6 protein-coding genes and 3 pseudogenes are annotated in these 11,691 nt (G+C 60.2%); 3 read left to right on the top strand and 6 right to left on the bottom strand.

The window, feature by feature from the left end; translation table 11 throughout:
- From A2J01_RS16080 to A2J01_RS16070, 3 genes are all read left to right on the top strand, one after another.
- The coding region (locus A2J01_RS16080; RefSeq protein ID WP_064113089.1) for a heavy metal translocating P-type ATPase at positions 1-1,515 on the top strand (1,515 nt) is incomplete at its 5' end.
- A 359-nt stretch (positions 1,516-1,874) separates the two neighbouring features.
- Positions 1,875-4,337 carry a heavy metal translocating P-type ATPase gene (locus A2J01_RS16075; protein WP_064113088.1) on the top strand — a complete coding sequence of 821 codons (2,463 nt, stop codon included), beginning with the start codon at positions 1,875-1,877 and terminating at the stop codon, positions 4,335-4,337.
- A gap of 38 nt (positions 4,338-4,375) precedes the next feature.
- On the top strand, positions 4,376-5,062 hold the full coding sequence (locus A2J01_RS16070) for a DUF305 domain-containing protein (RefSeq protein WP_047270628.1): 687 nt from the start codon (positions 4,376-4,378) through the stop codon (positions 5,060-5,062).
- A 755-nt stretch (positions 5,063-5,817) separates the two neighbouring features.
- Here A2J01_RS16070 and ccsA read toward each other — a convergent pair.
- From ccsA to A2J01_RS35825, 6 genes and pseudogenes are all read right to left on the bottom strand, one after another.
- Positions 5,818-5,994 (bottom strand): annotated as a pseudogene (gene ccsA / locus A2J01_RS35175) (cytochrome c biogenesis protein CcsA); the annotation flags it as partial.
- Between the two features lie 115 nt (positions 5,995-6,109).
- A complete protein-coding gene (locus A2J01_RS16060; protein WP_047270626.1) occupies positions 6,110-6,586 on the bottom strand; it encodes a hypothetical protein in 477 nt (158 codons plus the stop codon).
- 314 nt (positions 6,587-6,900) lie between these two features.
- Positions 6,901-8,077 (bottom strand): annotated as a pseudogene (locus A2J01_RS16055) (IS3 family transposase).
- 205 nt (positions 8,078-8,282) lie between these two features.
- Positions 8,283-8,971, bottom strand: a pseudogene (locus A2J01_RS16045) (cbb3-type cytochrome c oxidase subunit I); the annotation flags it as partial.
- Positions 8,972-9,103: 132 nt separating this feature from the next.
- Positions 9,104-10,726: an NlpC/P60 family protein gene (locus A2J01_RS16040; protein WP_082900879.1), complete on the bottom strand. Its 1,623-nt coding sequence runs from the start codon at positions 10,724-10,726 to the stop codon at positions 9,104-9,106.
- Between the two features lie 255 nt (positions 10,727-10,981).
- Positions 10,982-11,305 (bottom strand): hypothetical protein, encoded by a 324-nt coding sequence (locus A2J01_RS35825; protein WP_134929860.1) that lies wholly within the window; start codon positions 11,303-11,305, stop codon positions 10,982-10,984.
- Between the last annotated feature and the right edge of the window lie 386 nt (positions 11,306-11,691).

Below are 11,691 nucleotides of genomic sequence, written 5' to 3'. Positions count from 1 at the left end.
GAGATCCGAATTCCCACCGAACAATTGGTGGTCGGTGACATCTTCGTCGTCCGCCCCGGCGAAAAGATCGCGACCGACGGCATCGTCACCGACGGCGCATCTGCGGTGGACGCCTCCATGCTGACCGGCGAATCCGTGCCAGTGGAAGTGCGCCCTGGCGACGCCGTTGTCGGCGCCACCGTCAACGCTGGAGGGCGACTCCTCGTTCGAGCAACTCGTATCGGCGCCGACACTCAGCTCGCTCAGATGGCACGACTGGTCGAAGATGCACAGAACGGCAAGGCTCAGGTCCAACGTCTCGCCGACCGCATCTCCGGAATCTTCGTCCCGGTCGTCATCGTTCTCTCACTGATGACGTTGGGTGCGTGGCTCTTGACCGGTCACTCGATGGTGGCGGCGTTCACCGCCGCCGTTGCCGTGCTGATCATCGCGTGCCCCTGCGCATTGGGGTTGGCCACACCGACGGCTCTGATGGTCGGAACGGGCCGCGGCGCCCAGTTGGGGATTCTCATCAAAGGCCCCCAGGTTCTCGAATCCACCCGTCAGGTCGACACCATCGTGCTCGACAAGACCGGGACCGTCACCACCGGGCGCATGAGTGTCGATTCGACAGTGACCGCAGATGGCGAGAATATCGACGAATTGCTTTTTGTCGCAGGAGCGTTGGAGGACGGCTCCGAACACCCGATCGCCCGGGCCATCACTCTCGCAGCTCGAGCTGACGGCCGATCGTTGCCGAGAATCGAAGGTTTCTCCAACCACGACGGCCGAGGCGTCTCCGGTGTCGTAGACGGCCGAGCCGTTGCTATAGGTCGGCGAACCTGGTTGGAGCAGGACTGGTCTCTCGTCGCACCCGAGAATCTGGAGGTGGCCGCACACGCCGCGGAAGCCGACGGAAAATCCCCGGTGTGGGTTGCGTGGGACGGTTCGATCCGCGGAATCGTGGTCGTGTCGGACACTGTCAAGGACACCTCGAAAGAGGCCATCACTGCATTCCGAACCTTGGGACTACGTCCCATCCTGCTGACCGGCGACAATGTTCGCGCCGCCGTCGCCGTCGCAAAACAAGTGGGGATCGAAGCCGCCGATGTCATCGCCGAAGTCTTGCCCGCGGACAAAGTCAACGCCGTCAAAGACCTCCAAAGCCGTGGGTACACAGTCGCTATGGTCGGTGACGGCGTCAACGACGCCGCTGCTCTGGCACAAGCAGACTTAGGTCTGGCCATGGGCACCGGCAGCGATGTCGCCATCGAAGCCTCCGATCTCACCCTTGTCCGAGGCGACCTGCGCTCCGCCGCAGATGCGATCCGTCTGTCGCGATCGACGTTGAAAACCATCAAAGGGAACCTTTTCTGGGCCTTCGCCTACAACGTGGCGGCGTTGCCTCTGGCGGCGCTGGGGTTGTTGAACCCGCTGATCGCCGGCGCCGCCATGGCTTTCAGCTCCATCTTCGTCGTCACGAACAGTTTGCGCCTACGACGATTCACCAGTCATGCCACAAACTCCGATCACTGACTTGGTCCCGAATTCGATTGCCCCGGTAATTGCCGTCTGCCCTGAACTCTTCGGATGCGAGGCGCGGCGAGGTCCCACTACACCCGCAACGAATCCAAAGGTTTCACTCCACGACGACCACCATCGCGGACGAGGGCAGTCGTCGACTGCGGGGGACACCATGGTCCTTCATCGAATCTTCACCAAACAGCTAACCAAGGCATATCCGCCACCGGCAGGCTCAAGTATTGAGACACACGTGGACCCCACAACATCACGCCCAGAGGTGCCGACGATCTGCCACAACACGGGAACATGCCACCGAGGTATCCGTACAGTCGCTGCCGCAAGAATGGCGGTCACAACGAGAGGGCGCAGAGATGAATCGAACCACCGTTCTCGAAGTACAAGGATTGCAGTGGGCGACATCGAAAGCCGCAGTCGAATCAACTCTCCTTCGCCGACGCGGAGTCGTCTCTGCCGAGGCCAACGTCCTCAACCAAACTGCCACGGTCACCTACGACCCGGCTGCAACCTCGATACCCGAACTGTCTCAATGGATCCGGGACTGCGGCTATCACTGCGCCGGGCGATCGGTGCCCTCCCACAGTTGCGACCCCCTCTCCGAACCAAACGACAGCACCAGCGCCGCGCCCTCTGAATACCACGTTCATTCAGACCACGCCGGCGCGTCAACCGACGCACCGGTCGAACACCCCGGAGAATCTCCTCACGGCGAACACACGGCGCACGAACCACATGCTCAACACTCTGCACAGGACATGATGGGGCACGGAGGCGCCCACGCCGGAATGTCGATGGACGACATGGTCCGGGACATGCGAAATCGCTTTCTCGTCGCTCTCGTTCTGTCCATTCCGATCATGCTGTGGTCCCCGATGGGGCGCGACATGTTCGGATTCACAGTTCCCGCCCCGTTCGGACTCCGCGACGACGTATTCACCCTGATACTGAGCTTGCCAGTGGTGTTCTATTCGGCCTGGATCTTTTTCGACGGCGCTTATCGGGCTCTGAAGGCCCGCACCCTCGACATGATGGTCCTCGTTGCCGTCGCCGTCGGAGCGGGTTGGCTCTACAGCGTCGCCGTCACGTTCACCGGCGGCGGCGAGGTCTTTTACGAGGCCGCGTCGGTGCTGACGGCCTTCGTCCTGCTCGGACATTGGTTCGAGATGCGAGCCAGAGGTGGAGCCAACGACGCGATTCGCACACTGCTCGAACTGACCCCGCCATTGGCAATCGTGTTGAGAGACGGCGAACCGGTCGAAGTTCCCACCGCCGACGTTGTCGTCGGAGACCTGTTACTGATCCGACCAGGCGGCAAAGTCCCGGTCGATGGAACGGTCGAGAGCGGAACTTCCGAAGTCGACGAGTCGATGGTGACTGGGGAAAGCCTTCCCGTGTCCAAAGAACCGGGATCCACAGTCATCGGTGCGTCCATCAACACGACGGGCACACTTCGCGTCCGAGCAACCAAAGTCGGTGCCGACACCGCCCTGTCCCAAATAGTGGCGTTGGTCCAGGAAGCGCAGAACTCGAAAGCGCCGGGGCAACGGTTCGCTGATCGGGCCGCGTTCTGGCTCGTCCTTGTTGCTTTGATCGGCGGCACCGGCACCTTCCTCGTCTGGTGGGCGGCGGGTGCAGGAGTGCAGACCGCGCTTCTGTTCGCGATCACCGTCGTTGTCATCACCTGCCCCGACGCTCTCGGTTTGGCCACGCCCACCGCCATCATGGTCGGCACCGGACTCGGAGCTCAACGAGGAGTGTTGTTCAAAAATGCCACCGCGCTGGAATCCTCGGCGCGCATCGAGACGGTAGTGATGGACAAGACCGGCACCCTCACCAAGGGTGAACCCGAAGTCACCGACGTCGTCGTCGACGGTATCGGCACCGATGAACTCCTTTCCCTCGTCGCGGCGGTCGAACGCGAGTCCGAACACCCCCTCGCCGGCGCGATCGTCCGCTACGCGACCGAACGCGGCGCCCCGGAGTTTCCCCTCACAAATTTCCGTAATGTGCCAGGTCATGGTGCGGCTGCGGAGGTGGACGGTCGTCGAGTGGCGGTGGGCAACCGCAAACTGATGATCGCCGAAAACGTCGACTTCGGCACATTGATGGGTACACGCGACGACCTCGCGGCCAGCGGGCGCACAGCAGTACTCGTTGCCGTCGACGGACAGGGCGTCGGGGTGATCGCACTCGCCGACGCTGTCCGAGAGACTTCCGCCGCCGCAGTGGCGGCGCTGCACGACTTGGGCGTCGAAGTCGTCATGCTCAGCGGCGACAACGAAGCCACCGCACAGCGCATCGCGGGCCAGCTCGGTATCGATACCGTCATCGCGGAAGTGCTCCCCGGCGACAAAGCCGCCAAGATCGTCGAGCTGCAAAATGCCGGCAAAAAGGTTGCGATGGTCGGGGACGGAGTCAACGATGCTCCCGCGCTCGCACAAGCGGACCTCGGTATCGCCATCGGCGCAGGTACCGACGTCGCAATCGAAACAGCGGACCTCGTGCTGATGCGGTCGGACCCACTCGACGTACCGGTCGCTCTACAAATCGGGCGAGGCACCCTCCGCAAGATGAGACAGAACCTCGGATGGGCAGTCGGGTACAACGTCATCGCCCTCCCCATCGCCGCTGGAGTCTTCGAACCCTCCCTCGGACTTGTACTTCGCCCCGAGATCGCGGCGCTGTCGATGTCCGGGTCCAGCTTCATCGTCGCAGTCAATGCACTACTGCTGAAGCGGCTACGCCTCCCTTCTCCCCCAGATCAACACCGGCCTTCACCCAGCACTACGAAGTCCACCTCACAGAACGTCTCATGACCCGACAACCGATCTCCCAGCGAAAGGGATTCCCCGATATGAAGAAGGTCCTCGCAATCAGTGCTGCAGCAACTGCAGCACTATTCGTCCTCACCGCATGTAACAGCTCCAATACCGATGAAACTACCTCCACGCCAACGTCAATGAGTGCCGAATCCAGTTCATCGGCGAACGCGAGCACTCACAATCAGGCAGATGTGACATTCGCCGAGCAGATGATCCCGCATCACAGTCAGGCCGTCCAGATGAGCGACATGCTCCTCTCCAAAGACGGTATCGACCCCCGAGTGACGACGTTGGCAGAACAGATCAAGGCAGCGCAAGCCCCAGAAATCGAGCAGCTGCAGGCCTGGTTGACCAGCTGGGGACAGAGTTCGTCCTCCTCTGGCATGAATATGCCGACCACCTCCCACAGCATGGAAGGCATGACACCCTCTACCAGCATGAACATGCCGATGCCCTCAGAGAGCATGGGGATGACGCCGGGAATGATGGAGGGGATGATGTCCGCCGATGACATGACCGCGCTGCAGAATGCACAGGGAACCGATGCCGCGAAACTGTTCCTCGCTCAGATGATCGACCATCACCGCGGAGCTGTCGCAATGGCGCAAACTGAAGTTGATTCCGGACAGTATCCCGAAGCTATCTCCATGGCGCAGACCATCATCAGCGCGCAAAACCAGGAAATCACCACGATGGAAGGCATTCTCGCCACGCTGTGATCACGACTTCCGGCGTTCATTGCTCAGATTTCAGTCGGATGTGAGCGCACGCGGCTCGGTGTCTCTGCTTGACAATTGACCTCGGCAGAGGCACCGAGCCTTCTAGGCGACAGGTCAATACCCCGGAGGACACCGAACACTATCGAGGCAACCTCATTTGTTGGAGGGTTTGGTAATTACACCCGAAGATATCCCGAGATCCGCACGCGCCGTCCTGCGTGCGCGGTCACATTCGTCGGGCTCAACATTCTGGTCAGGCTCCGTGGGATACCCACCAGCACGAGGTAGGAACGGGTGCACAAAAACCCACGCCTGAACCGAACCGATCTATTTGCATCAATCAGGTCCAGGCGCAAACCGAGCCCATCGATTAACGAGGGACAGGCCGGGTACGCAAACGAGAACAGACGACATGGAGGTCATGATGCAGGACGTTCGGCGGGGGATGACCGACTCCGAGTTGATCGCGGAGGCGTACCGACTCGAAAGCCAGCCGGTATTGAGCAGGTGCGACCACATCAGGTTGACACTGATACACGATGAACTCGAGTGTCGCGCAGGATGTCGGGAAAAGAAACTCCCTGACGCGGCGCCACAACGGCTTCCGCCTTGCAAGGGCAGGAAGTGCGCATGATTGACAAGTTTGATCACCACGTTCACACACTCACATCAGAATGGCTGCGCCACTCCCCCGGCATGCAGGCGCGGGGCTCCCCTGATCCATATGCCCCCGCGCCACTCTCACCCGCTCGCTCTCAGTTGAGTCCCGCGTACGAATGGAGGCCGGAGACATCCATCTTGATGATGAAGAGATTGAACAGCATTGCGACGAAACCGGCAATGATTATCCAGGCGGCACGGGTATCGCGCCAACCAGAAGTAGCACGCGCGTGCAGAGAGGCGGCGTAGATCACCCAAGCGATGAAGGAGATGTGAACGACGGTTGAAAACTAGACCACCCGTCGTTTCTGGACTAGTTTTCAACCGTCGTCAACAGGAGACCGTTTCCTTGGGGTCCCATCCTTCTTGACAACATCCAATCGCGCACTAGGAGCGTTCGGGGACCGCAGTACCGATCGAGTCCTTCGACACACAAGTACGCACTCCGCACGCCCGCTCACCTTTCAACCGCTGCCGAAACGCGCCCGCCATCAAAGCCAGTGAAATCAGCCCCAGGACCGGTTGTATCGGTGCCCACAGATTCAACGCACCCGTCACACCGACAGTCATGATCACCAATTTGTTGCACACCGGACAGCCGACGGCCAACAGAGCCAGCGCATTGCTGCCAATGCCCACGCGCGAGGGTGCTGCAGAACTGGATTGCGTTCGCACATACGTCGCGAGTATCAATCCACTCAATATCGCGTTCGCGATCCACACCGGATAGTTCCACCACAGCACCGGAGTCATCCGCTGGTAGAACGAAGTCGGCACTATCCCGGTGGGGACGCCGACGATGAGCGCTGCTGCCACCGCACCTGCCGACGCAGTAATCCAACGCCAGAGCGACCAATTCGTCATCGCCGATGTCCCTCCCTCATACAGTGAACTACTAAAAGAGATAGTAGTTCACTGTATGAGACGACCGGAAACGGCAATCCTTCAACGACTTGCATCCCACCCGACAGGGGTATCACCGAGGTGCACGTGTGTGAAAGCGAAGTCTCCACGGCGATCGAATACGATGCGCGGGACAGCGGGAGTTTGCGCAGCGTCGAGGCAGGGCAACCGAGGCCCGCACCGACAAACGTGAGCGCGGTAAGAGTTCGCGTAACAACGAATCGGTCAGTGCGGCTGTCGTCTTGGTAGGACCCCGTTTGGTGAGCCACTCGCTATCAGAGAATCAATGCGTGTGAATACAGCTGGCAGCTGTACTCATTCGGAGTGCGGTAAGCCAGCGATGAATGCCGATGTCGGGTGTTGTAGTCCTCCTTCCCGTCCTCGATGACCACCCGGGCTTCGAGGAGGCTGTGGAACTCGTTCATGTTCAGGCATTCGTCACGGACTCGGTTGTTGAAGGATTCGATGTAGCCGTTCTTCCACGGCTGACCAGGGGGAACATATCCGATTCCCAGTCGGTCCTCGCAGAACGTCCGCAACGCCTCGGAGATGAATTCGGGTCCGTTGTCGCACCGCAACACCTGTGGCGGGCCGCCCCAGAGCGCGAACACTTTCTCCAGGGCGGCGACGAGATCCTCTGCCGGGATGGATCCCTCGACCATGTTGAGCACCGACTGGCGCGAATGCTCGTCCACCATTGACGCGATCTTGAACTTCCGTTCGTCGGTGGTGAAGTCGAACTGGAAGTCGATCGCCCACACCACCTTCGGTGCATGTGCCTCGGCAATCGGGGTGGTCGAAGCGTCGGCTCGTTTGCGGATTTTGCGGACCTTCACCCGCAACCCTTCCTCGCGCCAGAGACGCTGAACCTTCTTCTTTGTTAATCACCCAGCCCATGGCACGCAAGTCCGCCCACGCCCGACGAAACCCCTTGCGGGCATTCGCTTTGGCCCAGTCTCGCAACCACTTCCGCAGATCGGCGTCCGGATCGTCCGGGGTGTCTCTCGCAAGCGCTTTTCGTTGGGTGGATCGCGGTTGCCCGACGATTTTGCAGGCGAAACGCTGTGAGAGCCCCATCGTTTCCTGGAGCATGACGACAGCGTTTCGTTTGGCGGTCAGGCTCAGAATTTTCCAGTGATAATGGAATCAACCCGTTGACGGAACGGCCTGACCCAGAATTTTCCGAGCAATCTCCTTGAGTGCAGCCTTTTCGAGTTCGGCTTCGGCGAGGAGCTTCTTGAGCAGGGCGTTCTCGTTCTTGAGTTCTTTGAACTCTTTGGCGTCGTCGGCTTTCATGCCGCCATACTGCTTGCGCCAGTTGTAGAGCGTCGGCACCGAGACGTCGAGTTGTCGGGCGATTTCCTCGACGTCGGCGCCTGTGGCGGCAAGTTCGTCGCCGTGGCGCAGTTTTCGGATGATCTGTTCGGGCGTGTGCCGTTTGCGTCCAGCCATGAGTTGCAGCCTTTCATGCCCTTGATCAGGGCGGAAGGATTCTCATAGCTTGCGGGTCACTTGATGGGGGTCATGCCAGTCTCATCCGTCGCCGGCACAGTCATCACCGAAATTGGGAACGAACTCATGGCGACTTCGTGTCCTCACTTCTTCCCGTCATACGTGCGACATATATTGCGTACACGTAGTTTGCGGACGACACGGCTCACTCGGATCCGTTTCCCGCCAGTGTGCTCGTTGTGGGATGGAACCTTCCGGTGTGAGCTTCAGCCCGAATCCGTTCCACCATGTGTGGGTGGTGCATCTCGAACGCCGGACACTCGGAGCGGATAGGGGCTCGGTGAAGTTGTGGCGTGGCGGCGGACAGCTGGTCGCCCACTCGAGAGAATTGCCATTGCCCCACGGATCGTCGACCGTGACGACTTCACCAAATCTGTAGCTCCTGAAGACGTTCCAGATGAACGGCAAGGTGAATGGTGAATGCACCCAAGACGAAGGACTCTACGGTCGAGATGGGGTTCAGTACCGCAAAGTCGTCCAAAGGTAGGTAATCCGCTTAGCGGCGCGGCATCCCCTCGACGCCGAGCCAGTGCTGCACGAGGAAGGTCATGTGGAATCCGCGAACGCCGCTTAGAAATGCCATTTGCCCAGCCACTCATCCATCACTCGGCCAGTCATCTTAGGGAACCAGAAGTAGATCCGCGCGTACGTGGTGAACACAACCGTACCGAAGACCACGTAGTGAAAATGTGCCACGCCGAAGTAACTGTCGGTGACCTGAAAATCGAACGGTGGTCTGGCCAGAAGCACCTCCGAAAGACCATCGACTAAGAAGGTGATCAAGAAACTGATCGAGAACAGCATCGGCGACTCGAAAGTCAATTGCCCCTTCCACCAATCCCGATAACGCCAACCCCACGATCCCCACATGTCCGCGCGCACGCCCGGCGAAACTCTTATGGAGACAGACGTACGCAACGATTTTCGCCGACCTCTGAAGCCAACCGTACCGCCGACGGAGAAGAGCTAGAGAAGCCTGGTCACATTGGGCACCATGCCGTCCCAACGCACCGGGGAAACCTTGACCACATCGCCGGACTGCGGGGATTCAAGCATCTGATTGTTGCCAAGGTAGAGCGCCTCGTGCTGACTTGCGTTGGGCCCGTAGAAGATCAGATCCCCTCGCTTCATCTGAGAGGCTGGAACCTGCCTTCCCGCGGTGTACTGGTACCCGGAGTAGTGCGGAAGTGAGATTCCCACACCAGCAAACGCATAGATCATGATTCCGGAACAGTCGAAGCCTGCATTTTCGAAATCACCGAAAGTGTCCGCGACTCCGCCGTCACGAATTCCGACGGTCGGCCCGTTTGCGTCTCCGCCTCCCCACGAATAGCGGACACCGAGTTGCGACATTGCCCGGTCGATGACAGTTTCGATGGCACCGTCACCGGTGACCGAATTCTGACCGTCGTCACTCACGCCACCTCCGGGCTCCGTCGTAACCGACGGAGCCTTGGTTGGAGAAGCAGGCGGTGACGGCGTAGCCGTCACCGACGTGGGAGCCCTTGTAGAAGCAGCAGACGGTGACGGCGTAGTCGTCACCGACGGCACCTTCGTCTCCGAGGAATCATCGCTGATCTGGGTATGCGGACGCTGTCTGCTGGCAATGTCCGCGGCGCGATCACGTGCAATTTGATCCGCAGCAACCCGGGTCGCAGCTTCCGATGCTGCTTGCTGCGCTGCGGCGATCGCCGCAGCGGTAGCTGCTTCCTCTGCTCTGCGCTGAGTATCCCACTGGTCGTAGACCTGACGCTGGTTCTGCAATCCCGTCGCGCTGTTTCTCGCTGCCTCCAACTCGATTTGCGCGGAATCGCGCTCCTTCATGACCACTGCCTGTTGCTCTGTTGCCGACTTCTGCGCATCCGTCACGCGCTGGATTGCTTCCATTGCGAGGGCTTTGTTGTCTGCTGCTCTGGCTGCAGCAGCGTCGGCGGTCGCCTGGGCCGCCCGTGCCACAGACTCCGTGTTCGATCGCGCCGTTCGTGCGCGCTGAAGCTCGTCCATGACCGCGTTGTGCTTCTTCGTAATCATCCGCACCAGGTCAGCTTTGGCCAAGAGATCGTCGGGGCTGTCGCTTCCGAGGAAGACGGTCAGCGAGCCGGCGGTGCTGCCTTGTCTGTAGCTGGCGGCAACGAAATCGTCGAACTGCTGTTGCGCCACCTCGATTGCCTGCCCAGCCACTCCCATGTCGGTGCGTGCAGCTGCCCCAGCAGCAGTGGCGGCCACCGCGACATCACGGGATGACTGAAGGTCCACCAACGCCTTGTTCACGTCCTCCCGCTTGATCGCAACCTGGGCGGCGATCTCAGCGAGTTGCGCATTCGCCGACGCAACGTCGTTGATCAGATCGCCGATACGGCCCAGAGTTTGATCCACGCGTGAGTCTGCCTGTTGCAACTCGGTATCGCTCGGATTCGGTGGCGGCGGCGGAACCGCCATCGCGATACCGGGAGTGGTTGCGACGATCGATCCGGCGAGAGCCAGACCAAGGACGGCGTGAGCGACTCTCGTGCGAGCATGCGTGAGTCGATTCCGTTGCCTCACAAACACCCCTCGTCCTCGACGACTCAAACTGCGCTCGACACCCATGTACTAAGGACAATAGTAGATAAACATCATCAACTGCCCCATATGACAAAAAGCGTCACATGTTTCCCTCGCGCACCACAGATCGGCTAACCGTGCTGTCGTACCGGATTGGACCAGAACGGCAATGCTCCTGACCTCGGGACCGTTCGCACCCGCTGCGTGGAATCGCCACCCCGCCTTGCTCAGGAATGTCGGGTGCACGCACGAGGCGCCGGCGGGCACATCCCGATTGTCATTGCGCCTGCTGAAGGTTCGTTACAGAGCGATGGTGATCGCCGCGGTGTGCAACTGGCCTCCTGTCTGGAACTCGATGAACAGTCGCCAGTCGCCGGATTTCGAGAGTTTCGCAGGTACATCGAATTCCGGACCTCGCTGATCGCTGTCCAGTGGCGTCAGATCAGCAAAGGCGAGAGTCTGTGCATGGATTGCAGTGACATGGACATAGGCGCCCTCGTAGCGCTGCACGTCGGATCCCTGCTCGTCGCCTCCGGCAATGTCCACCGTGAGCTCTCCCGACTGGCCGGGTGTGAGTTTCCCCGCGACCGTGAGCGTGTAGCCGTCGACCGAGGTCGACGGCATGGCGTGTGGAAGCCTTTCCGGAGTCCCCTCCCCAGGAACTGTGACCAGCTGCGAAAGCACCTGCGTTTCAGAGGTTTTCCCGCTAAGAGCCCTAAACTGGGCGTATACGCGGTATCTCCCGGGTACGAGGCCTGAGATCGGGGCGCTCCACGTGCCGTCGCCAGCCATGATCGGATGCAGATGCGCGAATCTCGTCGAGTCATCCCGAATGAAATACAGATGCATGAGCTGGCCTTGCTCTGCCTCGTACTCGGTTACCGCGCCACCCCCTGAATCGTCGATTCGGAATCTCCACGTCGTGGCTTGACCGGCGGGAATCATCGAATCATCAGTAATCAGCGCCATATCGGAGGTGCTGGACTCGAGCCCATTCATCACTGCCGAGG

Origin of the sequence: Rhodococcus sp. EPR-134, from assembly GCF_001647205.1 — a bacterium.
GTDB classification, from domain to species: domain Bacteria; phylum Actinomycetota; class Actinomycetes; order Mycobacteriales; family Mycobacteriaceae; genus Rhodococcus_F; species Rhodococcus_F qingshengii.
This window is presented reverse-complemented; position numbering and strand designations above follow the sequence as displayed.

Excerpts from the sequence above, each read along its gene's own strand:
- A2J01_RS16060 (WP_047270626.1), bottom strand. The coding sequence starts at position 6,586 with ATGACGAATTGGTCGCTCTGGCGTTGGATTACTGCGTCGGCAGGTGCG.
- A2J01_RS16075 (WP_064113088.1), top strand. The coding sequence starts at position 1,875 with ATGAATCGAACCACCGTTCTCGAAGTACAAGGATTGCAGTGGGCGACA.
- A2J01_RS35825 (WP_134929860.1), bottom strand. The coding sequence starts at position 11,305 with ATGCCGTCGACCTCGGTCGACGGCTACACGCTCACGGTCGCGGGGAAA.
- A2J01_RS16040 (WP_082900879.1), bottom strand. The coding sequence starts at position 10,726 with ATGGGTGTCGAGCGCAGTTTGAGTCGTCGAGGACGAGGGGTGTTTGTG.
- A2J01_RS16070 (WP_047270628.1), top strand. The coding sequence starts at position 4,376 with ATGAAGAAGGTCCTCGCAATCAGTGCTGCAGCAACTGCAGCACTATTC.